The 19,703-nt window shown below is 52.4% G+C and carries 18 protein-coding genes and 1 pseudogene; 13 read left to right on the forward strand and 6 right to left on the reverse strand.

The genetic code is table 11. The features are described from left to right. The first annotated feature begins 310 nt into the window (after positions 1–310). From EDM59_RS23260 to EDM59_RS23285, 6 genes are all read left to right on the forward strand, one after another. Positions 311–1,306 (forward strand): LacI family DNA-binding transcriptional regulator, encoded by a 996-nt coding sequence (locus tag EDM59_RS23260; protein ID WP_281274593.1) that lies wholly within the window; start codon positions 311–313, stop codon positions 1,304–1,306. A 60-nt stretch (positions 1,307–1,366) separates the two neighbouring features. Further along, positions 1,367–2,335, forward strand: a complete 969-nt coding sequence (locus tag EDM59_RS23265; RefSeq protein WP_122925803.1) for a sugar phosphate isomerase/epimerase family protein — start codon at positions 1,367–1,369, stop codon at positions 2,333–2,335. A 10-nt stretch (positions 2,336–2,345) separates the two neighbouring features. Continuing rightward, positions 2,346–3,404 (forward strand): Gfo/Idh/MocA family protein, encoded by a 1,059-nt coding sequence (locus EDM59_RS23270; RefSeq protein WP_122925804.1) that lies wholly within the window; start codon positions 2,346–2,348, stop codon positions 3,402–3,404. 65 nt (positions 3,405–3,469) lie between these two features. Further along, positions 3,470–4,819, forward strand: a complete 1,350-nt coding sequence (locus EDM59_RS23275) for an extracellular solute-binding protein (RefSeq protein ID WP_122925805.1) — start codon at positions 3,470–3,472, stop codon at positions 4,817–4,819. 116 nt (positions 4,820–4,935) lie between these two features. Next, complete coding sequence (locus EDM59_RS23280; RefSeq protein WP_122925806.1) at positions 4,936–6,237, forward strand: carbohydrate ABC transporter permease; 1,302 nt, start codon at positions 4,936–4,938, stop codon at positions 6,235–6,237. Between the two features lie 14 nt (positions 6,238–6,251). Continuing rightward, on the forward strand, positions 6,252–7,079 hold the full coding sequence (locus EDM59_RS23285) for a carbohydrate ABC transporter permease (RefSeq protein WP_092274381.1): 828 nt from the start codon (positions 6,252–6,254) through the stop codon (positions 7,077–7,079). A gap of 4 nt (positions 7,080–7,083) precedes the next feature. Here the strand turns inward: EDM59_RS23285 and EDM59_RS23290 are convergent, their stop codons facing one another. The 5 genes from EDM59_RS23290 to EDM59_RS23310 form a co-directional block, all read right to left on the reverse strand. Then, positions 7,084–7,674 (reverse strand): TetR/AcrR family transcriptional regulator, encoded by a 591-nt coding sequence (locus tag EDM59_RS23290; protein ID WP_122925807.1) that lies wholly within the window; start codon positions 7,672–7,674, stop codon positions 7,084–7,086. A 30-nt stretch (positions 7,675–7,704) separates the two neighbouring features. Next, a complete protein-coding gene (locus EDM59_RS23295; protein WP_122925808.1) occupies positions 7,705–8,127 on the reverse strand; it encodes a VOC family protein in 423 nt (140 codons plus the stop codon). 137 nt (positions 8,128–8,264) lie between these two features. Beyond that, positions 8,265–9,470: an NAD(P)/FAD-dependent oxidoreductase gene (locus EDM59_RS23300; protein ID WP_122925809.1), complete on the reverse strand. Its 1,206-nt coding sequence runs from the start codon at positions 9,468–9,470 to the stop codon at positions 8,265–8,267. Beyond that, positions 9,467–9,802 (reverse strand): (2Fe-2S)-binding protein, encoded by a 336-nt coding sequence (locus EDM59_RS23305; protein ID WP_122925810.1) that lies wholly within the window; start codon positions 9,800–9,802, stop codon positions 9,467–9,469. The genes EDM59_RS23300 and EDM59_RS23305 overlap by 4 nt, the downstream gene beginning before the upstream one ends. Further along, positions 9,799–10,071 carry a (2Fe-2S)-binding protein gene (locus EDM59_RS23310; RefSeq protein ID WP_122925811.1) on the reverse strand — a complete coding sequence of 91 codons (273 nt, stop codon included), beginning with the start codon at positions 10,069–10,071 and terminating at the stop codon, positions 9,799–9,801. The genes EDM59_RS23305 and EDM59_RS23310 overlap by 4 nt, the downstream gene beginning before the upstream one ends. Positions 10,072–10,262: 191 nt before the next feature. Here EDM59_RS23310 and EDM59_RS23315 point away from each other — a divergent pair. From EDM59_RS23315 to EDM59_RS23345, 7 genes and pseudogenes are all read left to right on the forward strand, one after another. Continuing rightward, positions 10,263–11,329 (forward strand): annotated as a pseudogene (locus EDM59_RS23315) (M24 family metallopeptidase). Positions 11,330–11,561: 232 nt separating this feature from the next. Further along, complete coding sequence (locus EDM59_RS23320; protein ID WP_122925812.1) at positions 11,562–13,226, forward strand: peptide ABC transporter substrate-binding protein; 1,665 nt, start codon at positions 11,562–11,564, stop codon at positions 13,224–13,226. A 21-nt stretch (positions 13,227–13,247) separates the two neighbouring features. Continuing rightward, entirely contained in the window at positions 13,248–14,393 is a 1,146-nt protein-coding gene (locus tag EDM59_RS23325) for a branched-chain amino acid ABC transporter substrate-binding protein (RefSeq protein ID WP_122925813.1), read from the forward strand. A 20-nt stretch (positions 14,394–14,413) separates the two neighbouring features. Next, positions 14,414–15,316: a branched-chain amino acid ABC transporter permease gene (locus EDM59_RS23330; protein ID WP_122925814.1), complete on the forward strand. Its 903-nt coding sequence runs from the start codon at positions 14,414–14,416 to the stop codon at positions 15,314–15,316. A gap of 3 nt (positions 15,317–15,319) precedes the next feature. Continuing rightward, positions 15,320–16,321 (forward strand): branched-chain amino acid ABC transporter permease, encoded by a 1,002-nt coding sequence (locus EDM59_RS23335; protein ID WP_122925815.1) that lies wholly within the window; start codon positions 15,320–15,322, stop codon positions 16,319–16,321. After that, the gene (locus EDM59_RS23340; RefSeq protein WP_122925816.1) at positions 16,287–17,060 is read left to right on the forward strand and encodes an ABC transporter ATP-binding protein; all 774 of its coding nucleotides are present in this window, start codon (positions 16,287–16,289) and stop codon (positions 17,058–17,060) included. The genes EDM59_RS23335 and EDM59_RS23340 overlap by 35 nt, the downstream gene beginning before the upstream one ends. Further along, entirely contained in the window at positions 17,057–17,773 is a 717-nt protein-coding gene (locus EDM59_RS23345; RefSeq protein WP_122925817.1) for an ABC transporter ATP-binding protein, read from the forward strand. Before EDM59_RS23340 ends, EDM59_RS23345 begins: the two co-directional genes overlap by 4 nt. 191 nt (positions 17,774–17,964) lie before the next feature. Here EDM59_RS23345 and EDM59_RS23350 read toward each other — a convergent pair whose 3' ends face one another. After that, complete coding sequence (locus EDM59_RS23350; protein WP_246011202.1) at positions 17,965–19,674, reverse strand: sigma-54 interaction domain-containing protein; 1,710 nt, start codon at positions 19,672–19,674, stop codon at positions 17,965–17,967. Between the last annotated feature and the right edge of the window lie 29 nt (positions 19,675–19,703).

A 19,703-nucleotide genomic window follows, 5' to 3' on the forward strand; every position in this document is an offset into this window, starting at 1 on the left:
GATGAGGTTGATAGGTTCGGTGTGGAAGCGTGGTAACACGTGGAGCTGACGAATACTAATCGGTCGAGGACTTATCCACACACTCTTAGCAAACATGCAGATTCAGTTTTGAAGGCACGAACTAGAAAAGCTGCATTCGCGATTACTCCATTTGGCGAGTAATGACGAATGCAGCTTTTTGGCATTGTCGAAAAAAGAAAATAGACTGAATATTGACAAAAATAGTGGGCGCGTGTATTTTTTGAGTAGGAAATCGTTTTCCTAATTAAGGGAAAGAGAGTGAACGATCATAGCAGTTACCATTAAAGACATCGCGCAGCTAGCAAACGTATCGATCGCAACTGTCTCTAGAGTTTTGAATAATTCCAAGCCTGTTCGCCCCGAGCTGAGGGAAAAAGTGATGAAAGCAGTAGAGGAGACTTCTTTTCAACCCAACGCCATAGCGAGAAGTCTGGTAAACAAAGAAACCCGGATCATCGGCGTCATGATTCCTGATATATCCAATAGCTTCTATTCCAACCTCATTTACGGGATCGACAGTGTCATCAGCGAATACGATTACAGCATGTTTTTGGCGATCTCTGATGAAGCCGTCGAAAAGGAATTGAAGTACTTGCGGCTATTCAAGGAAAAGCAGATTGATGGCGTGATCCTGGCAAGCATTCACTTTCTCGAAGGCCATATCCAGCACTTGCATGAAATGGAGGTTCCTATGGTCGTAACCGGCCATGATTTGCACGGCTATCAGGTTCCTACCGTAAACGTGAACAATGTGCAAGCCGCCTATGACGCTACAGCCTATTTGATTTCTCAGGGGCATCGACGCATCGCCTGTGTATCGGGGCCGCTTTGGGATCCGCCATGTGGGCTGGACAGGATGGGAGGATACCGGAAAGCGATGAGGACACATGGCTTGAACGTTCCCGATGGCTTTGCGGTGGAGGGCGACTTTACACCCAAGAGTGCCTACGAAGCGGTCAAAAAAATCTTTGAAGAAAATGAGCATGAGAATGAGCTCCCGACAGCTATTTTTGTCGCTACCGATCTCATGGCAGTCGGTGTCTTGAACTATTTGCACGACGCGGGAATACGCGTACCGGACGATGTGTCTGTCATGGGCTTTGACAATCTGGAAATGGCCTCATTGGCAAGACCGATGCTGACAACCATTCACAACGATCCTTATATGTACGGTCGCGCCGCAGGGGAAAAACTGCTGAAGCAGCTGCGCAATGAGCCATTTGAGCGATTGAGCACGGTTCCGCACGATCTCGTGATCCGGCAAAGTGTGAGGGCCATTCGATGAAAACAGCATCAAGAAAAAGAACATAGATAGTGTGCATGTCAAGAAAAGGGGTGAAGAAGTGTGAAGCTTGGAGTATTTACGGTGTTATTCGGTGAAAAGTCGTTTGAGGAAATGCTGGACCACGTGCAAGCGGCAGGCTTGGAAGCAGTAGAAATCGGAACAGGCGGATATCCCGGAGATGCCCATTGCAATGTGGAGGAGCTGCTGGACAACCCGGAGAAGGTTCGTGCCTACAAAAAAGCAGTTGAAGATCGCGGCTTGATCATCAGTGCGCTCAGCTGCCACGGCAATCCATTGACTCCCGACAAGAAGTTCGCGCGTGAGTCCCATGAGACGTTTGTCCAAACTGTGAGGCTGGCAGAGCAGCTCGAGGTCCCCGTCGTCAATTGCTTTTCGGGTACGGCTGGCGATCATGAAGGAGCTGTCTATCCAAACTGGCCCGTGGCACCTTGGCCGAATGAATACCGGGATGTTTTGACCTGGCAATGGGAAAACAAACTGATCCCTTACTGGAAGGAATGGGCTGCGTACGCCGTTTCCCATCACGTAAAAGTAGCGTTGGAGCTGCATGGAGGCTTCTTGGTCCATACGCCGGGGACGCTGCTCAAGCTTCGTGAACAGGCAGGGGAAGGAATTGGCGCGAATTTCGATCCCAGTCACATGTGGTGGCAAGGCATTGATCCAGTAGCGGCAATCAAGATTTTGGGGAAAGAAAAAGCGATCTACCATTTCCATGCGAAGGATACGTACATTGATCAGGACAAAGTCAACATGTACGGACTGACCGACATGAACTCCTACGCCAATTTGAATGAACGCGCCTGGTACTTCCGCACGGTAGGCTACGGGCACGATCAGCAAACGTGGGCCCATATGATGAGCGCTTTGCGGATGAACGGCTATGATTACGTAGTCAGTATCGAACACGAGGATGCGCTCATGTCGATTGAAGAAGGCTTCCAGCGAGCGGTTCACAATCTGAAACAGGTCATTTTGCGAGAGCCCGTAAACAATCTGTGGTGGGTATAGGAGGCTGGGCATGACAAACACAAAAAAATGGAAGATTGGGATCATTGGAGCGGGCGGGATCTCAGAGGCACATCTCGAAGCGATCAAGGATGAGCCCAGGGCAGAGGTAGTGGCGATCGCAGACGTATCGCGGGAAGTAGCATCAAACCGGGCAGCTCGGCATACGATTCCACAAGTCTATACGGATTACAGGGAGCTGCTGAAAAATCCAGAGGTGAATGCAGTCGTCATCTGCGTTCCCAATTACTTGCACGCGGAAACGGCTATGGAAGCCCTGGCAGCAGGAAAACACACGCTGTGCGAAAAGCCGATGGCGATGAACGTCGCACAAGCCGAAGAAATGATCCAAGCAGCAGGGCAGGCAGGCAAGATCCTGATGGTAGCGCAGAACAACCGTTTTCGCAGCGATGCGCAGTACGTCAAAAATCTGCTGATGGAAGGCAAGCTGGGACAGGTCTATCACGCGAAGACAGGCTGGGTCAGGCGAAACGGAATTCCTGGCTGGGGCAGCTGGTTTACCCAAAAAGAGCTGGCAGGGGGCGGACCGCTGATCGACATTGGGGTACATATGCTGGACCTGACCCTGTGGCTGCTCGGTCATCCAAAACCGGTGTCGGTTCTCGGGCAGACCTACGCACAGTTCGGACCAAATAAGAAGGGCCTGTCAGAGTGGGGACGGCGTGACGAGAAGGGTACCTTTGACGTAGAAGACATGGCAGTGGCGATGATTACGTTCGAAAACGGTTTGACTCTCACATTGGAAGCGAGCTGGGCTTCTCATATTGAAAAGGAAAACGTTTTCCTCAATCTGTACGGGCAAGCAGGGGGAACATTGCTCAACCTGATGGAGGACCGGCTCACCTTGTATCAGGATTGGAACGGGACAGCGGCTACCACCGAGATTGTACCAAAGCGGGAAAAAGAACGAGTAAAGCTGTTTCAAAACTTTATCGACTCCTTGGAAGGTTCCGCAACTCCTCTTTGCACACCGGAGCAAGCGCTGTACATCAATCGCTTGATCGAGGCGATTTACGCATCTGCTGCGACGGGTGAGGCAATCCGATTGTAAAGCTGTGATGAGGAACTCCTCCAGGGGGGGGGCCTCGTAAAAATCGAATAAGGGGGTCCATAATAATGAAATTATTGAAAGGGCTTACATCTGTTGGTCTGACCTTCTCCATGCTTTTATCTTTAGCCGCGTGTTCAAGCGCTCCACAGCAATCCGCACCTACAGCAGCTCCCCAGCAGCCAGCCGCACAAACACCAGCACCTGCTGAAACGCCCAAGACCGAGCCTGCACCTGCAGCTGAAAAAGTCAAGCTGGTCTACGCTCGCGGAAAGGATTCCACCGATTCTACGAAGAAGCTGGTAGAGGCCTTTACTGCCGCACATCCCGAGATTGAAGTAGAAATCCGCGAAATGCCGTCTGACACCGGACAAAGCCATGATCAATACGTCACGATGTTCAGTGCGCAGTCTTCCGAGATAGACGTGTTTGACCTCGATGTAATCTGGCCGGCGGAATTCGCTCAAGCGGGCTACCTCCTTCCTCTGGATCGACTCATGGAGCAGGATCAAATCGATACAGGCAAATACATTAAAGGTGCCATGGACGCTGGAAACTTCGGTGGACAGCAGTGGACCATGCCGAAATTCATCGACGCCGGTCTCCTCTTCTATCGCAAGGATATGGTAAAAGAAGCACCGAAGACCTGGGACGACCTGATTGCTCAAGCAAAAGCTTTAAATGGCAAAGATGGGTTCAAGTTCGGGTATCTGATGCAAGCCAAGCAGTATGAAGGGCTCGTATGTAACTTCGTCGAGTTCAGCGCTGCGTACGGTGGCAAAATTCTCGATGAACAAGGCAACGTCGCCGTAAACAATCCGGGAACGATCAAGGGCCTGCAAAAAATGATGGAAATCGTAAAGTCTGACTTTGTCCCCAAAAATATCACCACGTTTACAGAAACAGAATCGCATACCACATTCCTCGAGGGCCAATCTCCGTTCGTTCGCAACTGGCCGTATCAATTCGCCATGGCACAGGATCAAACACAATCCAAAATCGTAGACAAAGTAGCAATCGCTCCACTGCCGGCTGGTGATGCTGGTTCCGCAGCAGCGCTCGGCGGCTGGATGGGCGGGATCAACAAATTCACCAAGCATCCAAAAGAAGCGTGGGAATTCCTGAAGTTCATGACAGGTCCAGAAGGTCAAAAAATATCGGCAGTTCACGGTGGACTCGCTCCAACCTATCTGCCCGCATACGATGAAGCCGACGTCCAAAAAGCAAGCCCATTGTTTGCAAACAAAGACTTCGTCGACGGCGTAAGCGCAGCGGTATCTCGACCAACCACCCCGATCTATCCAAAAATTTCGGAAGTCATCCAGATCGAGGTATCGAAAGCACTCGCAGGTCAGCAAACGGCTGAGCAAGCTGCGAAGAACATGGAAACCCAAATGAACGCGTTGATGAAAAAATAACGGAAAATCGTAAGGGAGGGGGTTGCTCCCGGGAGGCAAGTGGTGCTTTCCCGGGAGTCCTCTATCTTCGAAACGGCGTACACAATCATGACAACGGCGAAAAAGAGGGTGAACGGATGAAGCAAACGTCCCTTTCGGAAAAGCAGATGGGCTATTTATTGATACTACCCGCCATCGTGATCATTCTCATCATTGCTATCTGGCCCGTCATGCGTTCTTTTTGGATTAGCCTGCATGATATTCGACTGAATGATCCGACCAAAACAGAGGTGCACACCTCGTATGGATTGGATATGGAGAGATACGTCAACACCTTGCCCAATTTGCTGCGCTATTTGAAAAAGGAAGCGGACACGGCGCAGGGAGCTGCCAAGGAACAGCTGCTGACCCTGCGACAGCAGGCAGAACAAATGAATGCGACACTGCAGCAAACGGGTGAAATCGCCGCACGATACGAGAAAATTGATCAGCTGCTGCTAGAGTTCAAGCCTGTCCCAAACGAGCTGAAGTACGTAGAGCTTACGAGTGAGCAGATGGAATCGATCCAGTCTACACTCGCAGTGATCGGGACGACCCTCGGCGAAATGGGGAAGCAAAAACAGCTGAGCAAGCCAGAGGGAGCCACGGGAGTCGTACAGGGAATCTCGTCATCCGTCATCGAACCCAATTATGTAGGCTTTGCCTACTACAAAAAGTTCCTGACAGATAGCAGGATGTGGGGAGCCTTGTATAACACGCTGTTTTTTACCGTAGTCTCGGTAGCGATTGAGCTGGTACTCGGACTGTGGATTGCACTGTTGATCAACAAACAGTTCGCGGGGCGCGGGCTGGTTCGGGCGACGGTTCTCATTCCCTGGGCGATCCCAACTGTGATTTCTGCGATGATGTGGAAGTATTTATACGATGGACAAAATGGAATTGTCGCGCATCTCTTTGAAGTGACAGGGCTGGTGTCAAACATGGGTGTGCTCTTGACGACAAAAGCAGGAGCGATGTTCTCCGTTATTTTAGCGGATGTCTGGAAAACGACACCATTCATGGCGCTGCTGCTGTTTGCCGGACTGCAAACGATTCCCCATAGTCTCTATGAGGCGGCACAGGTAGACGGAGCCAGCCGCGTTCAGCAGTTTTTCCGGATTACGCTGCCGATGCTCAAGTCGACACTGCTTGTTTCCTTGCTGTTTCGCACGCTCGATGCCTTCCGGGTTTTTGACTTGATCTACGCTTTGACAGGAGGCGGCCCGGCCAATTCGACCGAAACCATATCGATCCTGGCGTACAAAACGATGTTTGCCCAAATGAGCTTTGGCGAAGGCTCGGCACTCGCCATCATCGTGTTTTTATGTGTGGCGCTGATCTCCATTGGCTATATCAAAATCCTGGGAGCAGACCTCTTGGGCGAAAGCGGCGGAAGATAAGGAGGGAGGAAGGTATGCAGAAAAAGGCGGGTCCGTTGTTCTATATCTTTTTGGTCCTTTTTATCTTTATTGTGATGTTTCCGTTTTTATGGATTCTCATCGCCGCTTTGAAGCCGCCAAGTGAGCTGTTTGGAGAGAGGGCCTTTCAGTTTATCATTTTGAACCCCAGCTTTGACAATTTTGTCAGGGTATTCACAGAGCGGCCGTTTGCGAGGTATCTGTGGAACTCGACAGTTGTGGCGACACTGACAACCTTGTACTCCATTACGATTGCTTCCTTCGCGGCGTATGCGATCGCATGGCTGTCGTTTCGCGGCAAAACGATCATCCTCGGAATCGTGCTTGCTGTCTCGATGTTTCCGCAAATCGCTACGATTTCTCCCATTTTCATGTTCATGCAATCGATGGGACTGACGAACAGCTATCTCGGTTTGATTATCCCGTATACGACCTTTGCGCTGCCGCTGGCGATCTGGAATCTGACGATCTTTTTCCGCAAAATTCCCGTGGACTTAGGGGAGGCTGCCAAAGTAGACGGCGCTAGCATTTGGCAGACCATGACCAGGGTGTTCTTTCCGCTGGCGATGCCCGGCGTATTTACGACAGCGATTCTCGTCTTTATCGCGGCGTGGAATGAGTTCTTGTTTGCTCTGACGCTCAATACGCAGGAAGCGATGAAGACAGTTCCGGTGGGGATCGTGATGTTCCAAGGGATGTTTACCATTCCATGGGGGGAAATCTCTGCAGCGTCGATCATCGTGACTGTGCCTTTGGTCATCATGGTACTGATTTTCCAACGGCGGATTATTTCTGGTTTAACTTCGGGTGCAGTGAAAGAGTGAGACGCTATTGTGCTTTGAATCCATCCAGCATCAGGCGAAGCGATGCGGTAGCCTCGATGAGAGCTTGCTGCTGGTCGGGCATCTGGGCTATCCAGAGTGCCGCCTCATTCATGGCGCCAGAGAGAAGATGAGTGAGAGCGGGGATCGACACAGGTTTGAGGCCGCCTTGCTCGTCGATGAGCAGCAGCTGCTCGTGCAGCAACCGCATGGAATGTTCCTGGTCCATCTGGCGCCAGCTTTCCCAGCCCAATACGGATGGGCCATCGATGAGCAAAATTCGCCTATTGGGAGTTTCGACCGCAGCGGAAACAAAGGCGCGACACCCCAGAACCAACTGCTCCCATCGATCTTCGCTGTGTGCTGCTTCAGATTCCACCTGTTGTGCGATTTCTGCTTGCACCATGGCAAGTACCGCATGAAACAGACCTTCCTTGTTGCCAAAATGATGGTAAAGCGCTCCCCGAGTCAATCCAGCCTCCTGAACCATTTCCTCCGTGGAAGCCTCGGCATACCCATGCGCGGAAAAATGTACTCTGGCTACTTCCGTCAGCTTGCGGATGGTCGCCTTTTTTTGTTCTTCTTTTGATCGTTTCATGATGAATTCTCCTTGTTTGTTCCCAGCGGGTCAATCGTTCTCCACGTATTGGCGAAGGAATGCTTCCGAGGGGGGGATGACGGTGATGACATCGATTAAGACCCCATTCGGATCGGACGTGATGAAGTGGCGCTGTCCGAAAGCTTCGTCGCGGATGTCCAGGTGCAGAGGAAGCCCTGATTGGACAATCAGACGCTCGTATTCCGCATCTACATTATCCACCTCAAAATTGAGGATGAGACCTTGCGTGGTTTTGCGGTACCCATCAGGAATGGTAGCGTGTGACGCATCCAAGATGGCTAACTCAAAGGAGTGCTCCGTCTGGTCGTTTTTCAGACTCACGTACCAATCCGATTCAAACGCAGGCACAAAGCCAAAATAGCCCGTGTAAAAGCGGGAGCTGTCAGCAACCTGTTCTGTCAAAATGACAGGGTATGAACTGGATATCTGCATATCAATCACTCCTTATATGGTAGATGGTACCAATTTAACATACAAACAGTATGTATGTGAATAGCCAATTGCAAAAACACAAAAAAAGAAGAGGGGACACAGCAAAGGCTGAATCCCCTCTTCCAAGCGAAGGCGTGCTATGGAGCAACTGGAGCCAGCGCCAGCTTTTCAACAAGAGCGCGGCCCTCATCAATTTCCGGATGAAACTGGATCGTGGCTCGTTGCCGTACGGCCTTTACATCCCGAATAGCGTCCGCCAGCGGGGAGGGGTCAGTCAAGGCATCGCGGGCATGCGCCATGGAGAGTCCCGCGACGTTCCCCTGCGCCATCGCGACCTTGGCACTTTCGACTCCGGTTATATTTCCAGCTACGAAAAGACCAGGCAATGCCGTTTGCATCTGTTCGTTGTGGATCGGAACGTGACCACCAAGGGAAGGCACGTAGGCAAAGGGACAGCCTGCGACCGCAGCCAGTTCGGCGAGTGGGCTCAATCCACCTGCGATACAGACGAAATCAGCAGGTATCATCTGTTCCGTTCCGGCGATGGGCTGACCGTCCGGGGTTATCTGCGCGATCCGTACCCCTTCGACTTGAGTTGTCCCAACGATTTCCAGAGCAGCTATGCGCAGCTGAATGGGAATGTCCCACATAGTGAAGCCGCGGGAAGGATAAAGCCGAACAGCCAAGCTCTGCATCCAATGGCTGTGCATGAACCGACTCCCCCAGCGAATCAAAGGGGACGGAGCCAGATGAGCGACTCGCAGCAGGGCATGCATGACTTCTTCCGGGACTCCAGCATTTCCGGTGATGGATGAAGCGGGAGGGAGAATCATCCGATCGATCTGGATCCCGGCGAGCTGCAGCTCTCGAGCAATGGCCACGGAGAGAATGTTGACCCCGATCACGACTCCGCGCTCGCCTACACGCACGCGCTGCACATTGGTCATGACTTGGGCAGCGCCGATGGACATGACGCCTGGCAAAGTCCACCCAGGTACAGGAACGGCCGTTTCAGAAGCCCCGGTTGCGATCAGCAGCAGGGGTGCTTTCATTTCCCCGGCAGTGGTAGAGACACTCCAACCGTCGGGTGTTCGGGATACATCGTAGACGGATACCCCGCAGCGTATATCGACGCCGAGTGCACGCGCCTCCCGATCCAGCCGCAGAGCTTCCTCGACGCCATTCCACCAGGTGCCATCCGGTTCCTGATGCAGCTGACCGAGTAGCCGTCCACCGGCTCGGTAAAATTCATCGATGACGACTACGGACAAATCTTGTTTGGCGCAGGCAATGGCAGCAGATAAGCCGGCAGGTCCAGCACCAATGATGAGAGCATCGATCATGAGGGATGCCCTCCTTTTTTCAGTGGAGTAGGCAGCACGGTCCCGGCACTGACCTGCATCCCGTCCTTCACTAAGGTCATACAAGCGCGGACAGTGGGAACACCATCGACGTGCACCCGGCATTCGTAGCAATGACCGATATTACAGTAAATCCCCCGAGGGGTCCCTTTTTCTTCGTGCACACGCAGCGTACGGACACCTGCGGCAAGCAGCGCGGCCGCGATGGTCTCCCCTTCGTAGGCAGTGTAAGGGTCTCCATTAAAGGTAAAATGCAAGAGTTCCCCAGGCGTCAAGGTGCCCAGGACGGGATGCTGAACAATTCGCTGACTCATTTATTTCGACCTCCCATGAGTTGAAAAGACAGGGGGCGTACGGGCGGCTGATATCCGAGCGGTACGGTATGAGAGGGTGTTTGGCCCGTTACTTTCTCGATTACCTGATCTACCAGCACCCGGCAGGTCCGACCTCCACAGCAGCCCATCCCGGCGCGAGTTCGCAGCTTTAACTCCCGGGCACTGCACTGATAGGCTTCGGCTGTCTCTATAAGCTCAGCCAAGGATACTTCTTCACAACGACAGACAATCAGCTGGTGTGCGTCCATGATGCTGTCCTCCTTTCGATCTTGTGCGAATGAAAATGCAAGTGTCATGCCATCTTGGGGAGAGAAGGTGCAGGGAGAAGGAAAATACGGGAGCAGAGAGAATGCCTAAAAAAGAGGTGCTGGCATAATGCTTGCTAGATCAGACAATGAAAGAGACTGCCTGAAAAACAGGCATGAGAGGGATGACGTAGATGGAGAAATTGAAGAAGCTTCGCCAGCAGTTCGAGGCAGCTGGAATCGACGGAATGCTGGTGACCAACGGACAAAATCGGCGTTATTTGACCAATTTTACAGGGACGTATGGCGTTGTTCTCATTTCACAGGATCAAGCGAAGCTGCTGACGGACTTCCGCTATACTGCACAGGCACGAGCCCAGGCAGCGGATTTCGGAATCGTGTTTCTGGCTGCAAAGGAATCCGTGTACAGTGAAGTTGCTCGTATTGCGGAAGAAATGGGGATTGCCAAGCTCGGCTTTGAAGAAGACAATCTGACCTATTCGCTGCATCGCAAATATGCAGAGGCGGTAAAAGGTGAGCTGGTTGCGACAGCTGGTGTGATCGAAGGCCTGCGAATGATCAAGACGACCGAGGAATTAGGGAAAATCCGTACGGCAGCGCAGATTGCAGATGCGGCATTTGCCCATATCACGAGCTTCCTTCGCCCGGGGATCACGGAGCTGGATGTGTCCAATGAGCTGGAAATGTTCATGCGTAAACAAGGAGCATCCGGCTCTGCTTTTGATATGATCATCGCCTCGGGGCATCGCTCGGCACTGCCGCATGGAGTAGCGAGCGAGAAAGTGATCCAGTCAGGGGATATGGTCACGATGGACTTCGGAGCTTTGTACCAGGGCTATCGTTCCGACATTACCCGTACCGTGGCGGTTGGCCATCCCTCCGATCAGCTGAAGGAATTTATCAAATTGTCTTGGAAGCTCGGAATCGTGCGGTAGCAGGGATTCGTCCTGGGATTTCCGGAAAAGAAGCGGATGCATTTGCTCGCGACTTTATTGCCGAAAAAGGCTACGGAGAGCGTTTTGGTCACGGGATGGGGCACGGTGTGGGCCTCGATATTCACGAGGAGCCATTCATGTCAACGAGATGTACGGCCATCCTCCAACCGGGCATGGTACTGACCGTAGAACCGGGAATCTATCTTCCGGAAATAGGCGGCGTAAGAATCGAGGATGATCTCGTGGTGACAGAGGTAGGCAACGAGGTTCTCACACATTCGCCCCGTGATTTGATCGTTTTGTAATACGAAAAGTTGGAGAGGACCCTCGGCTGGGAAAGAGCAGTCGGGGGTTTTTGCTTTAGTTAAACTGTACTGTCTAATAATCTGAGCAATAGACACGCTCGTGTATAAAAAATTAGACACAGCCAATCTTGTGGTGCTAGCACGCGCTTACCTGCGAGGCCGTTGGCATATCTCTTGCATTTTCTGTAAATTGCAAAAGTTTTGCCTAATTCAGAATAGAGGGGTTGATCGTGTGAAAAAAAGTTTATTCGCTCTCATCAGCAGTGTAGCGATGCTGGGTACAGCGCTGGCAGGATGTGGGGGAGGGCAGCAAGCATCCCAGCCTGCTGATTCAGGACAAACGCAAACACAGCCACAGGGAGGTTCACAGCCTGCACCAGCGGAAAAGCCAAAAGCCGAGCAGGTTTTGCGCTGGAATCTTCACTCCGAGCCACCGTCAGCAGATCCGGGCTTAGCGGAGGATACGACTTCAGCAGCCGTCACCAAAGCGCTTTTCGATGGACTGACGAGGATTGGTCCCGAAGGCAAACCGGTAGAGGCAGTTGCCGAAAAGATCGATGTCTCGGAAGATCTGAAAACATACACGTTTACCTTACGAGAGTCGAAGTGGAGCAACGGAGAGCCGGTGACCGCACATGACTTTGAGTACGCCTGGAAGCGAGCATTGGATCCGAAAACGGCTTCCAACTATGCCTATCAGCTCTACTACATCAAGAATGCGGAAAAAGCCAACAAGGGTGAAGGAAGCCTGGAGGATGTCGGTGTAAAAGCAGTTGATGACAAGACCTTGAAGGTAGAATTGGCAAATCCCACGCCATTTTTCTTGGAGCTGACTGCCTTCCAAACATATTTCCCGGTAAATAAAAAGCTCATTGAATCAAACCCGAATTGGGCGGGGGATGCCAAAACGCATTTGGGCAACGGTCCATTCAAGCTGGAGACCTGGGATCACAAAAGCAAGATGGTGATGGTCAAAAACGAGAATTACTGGGACAAAGACAATGTCAAACTGGACAAAATCAATTTCTCGATGGTAGAGGATGAAAACACAGAGCTGTCCATGTTTGAAAATGGAGAAATCGACTGGGCGGGATCGCCACTCAGTGCATTGCCAAAAGATGCGATGCCGGCTTTAAAAGACAGTGGCAAGCTGCAGGTGAAGCCAGTAGGCGCTACCTATTGGTATAAGTTCAACGTAGAGCAACCACCTTTTAATAACGTTAAAATTCGTAAAGCCTTTGCCTACTCTATCAATCGGCAAACACTGATCGATAACGTTCTGCAGGCAAATGAACAGCCTGCGATGGCAGCCGTTCCTCCAACGATGGCGCTCAATCAGGGCGGCTACTTCAAGGACAACGATCAAGAGACAGCCAAGCAGCTGCTGGACGAAGGGTTAAAAGAGCTGGGAATGACCAAGCTGCCCCCCATCACGCTCATCTACAACACCTCAGAAGGTCACAAAAAGATCGCAGAAGCCATCCAGGATCAGTGGCGGAAAAACCTCGGCGCCGACGTGAAGCTGGAAAACCAGGAGTGGAAGGTCTACCTCGAGACGATGCATGAAGGAAACTACCAGGTCGGCCGTCTCGGCTGGTCAGGTGACTTTAACGATCCGATCAACTTCCTGGAGCTGTTCAAGGATAAGAATGGCGGAAATAACGATACGCGCTGGGAAAATCCGAAGTTTAAGGAGCTCCTGAATCAGTCAGCGACGGAAGGAGATCTAGAAAAGCGCAAAGCCATTTTGGGAGAAGCCGAGAAGCTCATGATGGAGGAAATGCCGATCATGCCGATTTACTTCTACACGCACACATGGGTGAAAAACGACAAGGTCAAAGGAGTCTATCAGGACGGGCTGGGCGCGATCGATTGGAAATGGGCATACATCGAATAATATTCAATCGGGGGTATGGGTATGAGAAATTGGGCAAGCGTGATTACGGCTGCGTTATTGACTCTATCGCTGGGTGTGGCAGGGTGTGCGAACCAAGGGCAGTCATCCGGTGCGTCTGGCGGGGATGACATATTGGTTGGGGTGCTGCTGCCTGTGACAGGAAACAATGCCACAGACGGAAAAGACATGCAAAATGCCATCGAAATGGCTGTCAAAAAGATCAATGATGGCGGCGGCGTGCTCGGCAAGAAATTGAAAATCGAAGTGGCAGATGACGGCTGCGATCCGCAGATGGCAACTACAGCGGCAAACAAGCTCGTGTCGCAAAATGTGGTTGCGGTTGTGGGGGGGTATTGCTCCGGTGCGACACTGCCTTCCTCTGGTGTCTTTAAAAATGCCAATATTCCGATGATTGTTCCTGCCGCCAACTCCGCAAAATTACCTGCACAAGGCTACGACACCCTGTTTTTAATCAACGGCTTGACTCCCGACCAAGCACAAACGGCTGCCGATTACATGGCTGCAGGTCAGGCGAAAAAGGTCGCACTGGTTCATGACAATTCGGCCTACGCCAAAGATCTCGCCGATTTCGCCAAAGCAGCTGTGGAAAAGTCGGGAGGAACTGTTGTCGCCTATGAAGCCATTAACCCCGAAGAAAAAGATTTCAGCGCCCTCGCTACCAAATTGAAAGGGATGGCCCCCGATGCTACCTACTTCACTGGCTATTATGCAGCAGGTGGCTTGATGGTGAAGCAGTTCAAGCAAAAAGGCGTCTCTGGACTGTTCATGGTCGGTGACGGTTCTTTTAGCGAAGATATCATCAAAATAGCAGGAGCCGATCAAGCGGAAGGGCTGCTCATCACCGCAACGCCGACGGCGGAGTTCATCCCGGGCGCAGAAGCCTTCACGACAGAGTACAAGCAAACGTATAGCAACCTGGCACCCGGACCCTTCTCCGCTCTCAGCTACAACGCGGTCAATCTGCTCGCAGATGCATTGAAACGTGCAAACTCTACGGACCATGATGCGCTTAAAAAGGCCATAAAAGAGACGAAAGACTTTCAAGCGCTCGGCCAAACCATTTCCTTCAACGCGCAGAATACGCTGGATACCTCCAATTTCGCGGTTTTGAAAGTGGCAGGCGGCAAGTTCACCTTGGCCAAATAACGGAAAGGGAAGGTGGACAAATGGATATGCTGGTTCAAACGTTGGCAGACGGCTTGGTAATCGGTGCCTTCTACAGCTTAATCGCCTTGGGCTACACAATGGTTTTTGGCATTATCAAGCTGCTAAATTTCGCTCACGGAGACTTGTATATGCTGGGGGCATTTGTCGGCTACACTTTGCTCAGCCTGCTTAGCGGAAACGGCGCTGGCGCAGGTCTGATGGGGATTGTCGTCGTACTGCTGCTGACGATGGTGATCGTCGGATTGATCGGGATGGGGATCGAGCGGGTCGCTTACCGGCCACTCTTGCTCGCCCCTCGGCTTTCCATCTTGATTACGGCTCTAGGGGTCTCCCTTTTTCTGGAAAATGGCTCAATGATTGCATGGGGGGCTCAATACCAGGTCTATCCGCTTCAGCTCTCTCATGATGGCTGGAACGTGTTGGGGGCACAAATCACCTATACGCAAATGGGGCTTGTCCTCATCTCTGCGCTCCTCATGCTAGGACTGCACCTGTTCATCAGCCGGACCCTGTATGGAAAAGCCATGCGCGCGATCGCCCACGATCAGACGGCTTGTCACTTGATGGGGATCGACGTCCACAAAGTGATCGGTCTTACCTTTTTCATCGGCGCATCCTTGGCAGCGGGGGCAGGCACCATGGCAGGGGCCTACTACGGCACCGTCAATTTCATGATGGGCTTCATTATCGGGCTCAAGGCGTTTACGGCGGCAGTTCTCGGCGGCATCGGCAGCATACCCGGCGCGATGCTGGGAGGATTGCTGCTAGGCATGATGGAGACGGCCGGAACCTTTGTTTTTGGAGGCTCGTGGAAGGATGTCGTTGCCTTTTCTTTGCTCATTCTCATCCTGGTGCTGAGGCCAACGGGCATCATGGGTGAAAAAGTGACAGAGAGGATGTAGCGGATGAATCTATCGCGGAAAACTATCAGCGTTGCCCTGTTGCTCGTCGTCCTTTTCCTGCTGCCTTTTCTCTCCGATAATTATTGGCTGGATGTGGCGACTCTGGCTCTGTTTTACGTCGTTTTGGCTCAAGGGCTAAATGTCGTAGTAGGCTTTGCCGGGCTTTTGGATCTCGGCTATGCGGCATTTTTTGCGGTGGGGGCTTATACGACGGGCATCCTGATGACCGTCTATCACTGGTCATTTTGGCTGACCCTGCCGGTTGCTATGGCCATCGCTGCGGTCGTCGGTGTCATCGTAGGAGCGCCTACGCTGCGGCTGCGAAGCGATTATTTGGCGATTGTCACACTCGGCTTTGGAGAAATCATCCGCATTCTTGCCATCAATCTCTCCATCACGGGTTCGGCGTCGGGGATATACGGGATTCCTCGTCCTTCCGTCGGTGGGTACATTCTGTCAGGGCAAATGGATTTCTACTACTTGATCCTCATCGTAGCGGTGCTGGCGGTGCTGGCTGTCAGGCGTTTGGGAACGTCGCGGCTGGGCCGGGCATGGATGTACATTCGCGAGGACGAGGATGCAGCAGAGGCGATGGGAATCAACCGGATCAACATGAAGCTTTTGGCGTATTCGATTGGAGCGGTGATTGGGAGCATGGCGGGCTCCATTTTTGCTGTCAAAATGAGCGCGATTGCACCGTTGAGCTTTAGCTTTACGCAATCAATCATGATCTTGCTGGCAGTCGTCCTCGGAGGATTGGGCAGTATACCAGGCGTGGTGCTGGGCGCTGTCCTGGTGATCGCCTTGCCGGAGCTGCTGCGTTCCGTCGAGGATTGGCGCTATCTGATCTTTGGCGCAGCATTGGTCGCCATGATGCTTTTCCGCCCACAAGGCTTATGGCCAGCCCGCTACGAGATCAGCAAGACAGCGAGTAGAGTATCTCCAGCAGCTCGAAAGGGGGGAGATGCAGATGTCAGCCTTGACGCTGAAAAATATAACGCTTAAGTTCGGCGGGTTGACTGCGGTCAACGATTTGAGCTTCGAGGTTCCCGCTGGATCGATTACGAGCGTCATCGGACCGAATGGAGCAGGGAAGACCTCTGTTTTTAACATGATGACGGGCTTTTATCGTCCTACCTCTGGACGCATACTGCTCGGTGATGAGGATTTGGTAGGGAAAAAGCCGAGCCAGATAACCCGGTTGGGGATGGCCAGAACCTTTCAGAATCTGCGCTTGTTCCCGAATTTGACCGTGCTGGACAACGTCAAAGCAGGGATGCATGGCCGTACCTCACAAACCGTCTGGGGAGCGCTCTGGCACACGAGGGCTCAGCAGCAGGAGGAGGAGCTGATTACAAAAACGGCCATGGCATGCATCCAGTTTGTGGGGATCGAGGAGTATAGCGAGCGGATAGCGAAAAATTTGCCTTACGGGGCACAGCGTTATCTCGAAATCGCCCGAGCACTGGCTACCCGGCCACAGATTCTTTTATTGGATGAACCAGCAGCTGGCCTAAACTACGAGGAAAAAGAGAAACTCATCTCCTTGATCCGCCGCATCCGTGAAGCCTACCAGCTGACGGTCGTCATCATCGAGCACGACATGGCATTGATCAAGAAGATTTCCGAGCGTGTCATTGTACTCGATTATGGGCAGAAGATTGCAGAAGGGGCGCCAGCAGACGTCCTGAACAATCCTCGCGTGATCGAAGCTTACCTCGGTAAGGAGGAGGCGGCGATATGAGTACGTTGCTGAAGCTCACCGATGTCCATTCGTTCTACGGGAAAATCGAAGCATTAAAGGGGATCAGTCTGGAGGTGCGGCAGGGAGAAATCGTTGCTTTGCTAGGCAGCAATGGGGCAGGGAAAAGCACCACGCTCAAAACAATCTCCGGGCTGGTTCGGCCAGGTGGCGGTGACATTCAGCTGGAGGGAAAGAGTCTGGTAGGCCGGTCTCCTCATAGAATCGTAGAGGAAGGAATTGTACATGTACCGGAAGGGCGGCGGATCTTCGCCGGCTTGACTGTCCACGAGAATCTGGAGTTGGGCGGGTTTACGCAGAGAAAAGAAAAAGCGGTCATCGCTGAGGGCATCGAGCAGGCGTATGCGTTGTTTCCGCGTTTGAAAGAGCGAAGCCGACAGCTCGGGGGAACATTGAGTGGAGGAGAGCAGCAAATGCTGGCGATCTGCCGGGGACTCATGGCTCGACCCAAGCTGCTCATGCTGGATGAACCGTCTATGGGGCTCGCTCCGATCATTGTGCAGGAGATCATGGAAATAATCAGGAAAATTAACGGGCAAGGTACGACTATACTCCTGATCGAACAGAATGCCAAAGCAGCATTACGCTTAGCGCATCGCGGCTACGTTTTGGAAACGGGCCAGATCGTCATGGAGAATACAGCAGAAGTGCTGCGCGCGGACGAGTCGATCGTGAAGGCCTATTTGGGGGCGTAGCGGACCATATCTGCTGCACACCCAAGACAAAGGAGGAATCAATCGTGGAATGGATCCGTATTTTGTCAGAGGTGCTGCCACCGAGAAAGGGAAGTCATCGACGCATCATCTGTCGTCGTCTGCGCTCGTTTCTTTTCCGAAGCTAGCAGACCCATAAGGAAAAGGCAGCCACTTAAGATGGCTGCCTTCTTTCACCTGTTCAATTTGTTGTACAACGTAGCGCGAGAGATACCGAGGCGTTTGGCAGCTGCCTGCTTGTTGCCGTTTTCCAGCTCAATGGCACGCAGAATGACGCGGCGCTCGTGAGCTTCTAGCTCTTCCTGCAAGGAAATCAGGTCGTCAGGCAATTCCATCGGAGGGGACTTGACCTGCCCCTGGAGGGAGTAAGGCAAATCCTCTTCCTTCACGACGCCGTCCGTTGCAAAGACAACCAGGCGCTCGATAGCGTTTCGCAGCTCGCGTATGTTCCCGGGCCAGTCGTAATTCATCAGGTTTTGCATGACATTTTGCGAGATGGCATGAATGGGACGGTTGTAACGTAAAGAAAACTCATACAGGAAAAAGTGGGCCAGCTCGATTGCATCCTCGATACGCTCACGCAGCGGAGGGATTTTCAGCGTGACCACATTCAGGCGGTAATACAGATCCTCCCGAAACTTTCCTTCCTTCACGAGAGCTTCCAGATTTTTATTCGTGGCGGCAACGATGCGGAAATCGGCCTCGATCTGCTTCGTACCGCCAACCGGGTAGTATTTTTTCTCCTGCAGGACGCGCAGCAGCTTGACCTGCATATCGAGAGGCATCTCGCCAACCTCGTCGAGGAACAAGGTTCCGCCTCGCGCCAGCTCAATCATCCCTTTTTTGCCTTTTTGATCCGCCCCTGAAAAGGCCCCCTTTTCATAGCCAAACAGCTCGCTTTCAAACAGGGTCGGGGAGATTGCCCCGCAGTTGATGGGGACGAAGGGAGCGTTGGTTCCTTCCCGAACATCATGGACGGCCTTGGCAAAAAGCTCCTTGCCGACACCGCTCTCGCCCAGGATAAGAACGGTGGCTTGTGTGGCACTCAGCCTTTCAATCATGGACTTGATTTGCCGAATCGCCAGACTGGTTCCTTTGATTTGCTGGAACGGGTCTGATGCAGGGCTCATTTTGGCCATTTCCTGCTGGAGGTGATTCACCTTCTTGTTGGCGTTGAGCAGCTCCTGATTGAGCCTGACCTGACTTGTGATATCGGTCTCGGCAGCTACCGCTCCGATGATTTTGTCATGCAGGTAAATCGGATTGGTGTTGATCAAGACGACCAGATCCTCACGAGGCTGATGCTGGTGCCGGTAGAGGGACTGTCCCGTGTGCAGGGACTTCAGCGTCTCCAGCATGTCCAGCGGAAAGTATTGTGTAATCGGGTTTCCGAGCACGTCTTTGGCCTTCAAGGAAAAGATTTGCTCTGCTCCTTCCGTCCAGACCATGATTCTCGTTTCTTCATCGATGACGGAGATCGATGCGTCCATGGTCTTGATCATGGTCTCGAAGTAAGCCTCGAGGACCTCATACGCAGCAAAGATGGCTGACAGCGCACAGGAGCGGTCCAGATAGCCGGTGGGTCTGCCGGATGCGTCGATCAGCAGCAGCTTGTCAAAGTCCTGCAAAAGGGGGATCGTCTCCGAGAGTGGCGTCGTCAGCGGGATCGCCATGGCAGGTTCCCAAGGGGCTTCATTCAGGCGCCTCGGATGATCGTCTGTTAGCTGCGAAGCGCGAGCGGCATGCCAGGCGTTGTCAGTCTGAACAAAGACGGTGGTATCCGGCTGTGGCTGTGCGCTCGCAAGCTCCTCGATTGTGCAAGTCAAAAGATTGAACTGCATGAGCTCGGATAGGGCAGGCAGTTTGTGCTTCAAGCGGATCATCCTTTTTACGAGTGTATAAAAAAATAAAC

The organism is Brevibacillus nitrificans (genome assembly GCF_003710965.1).
Classification (GTDB): domain Bacteria; phylum Bacillota; class Bacilli; order Brevibacillales; family Brevibacillaceae; genus Brevibacillus; species Brevibacillus centrosporus.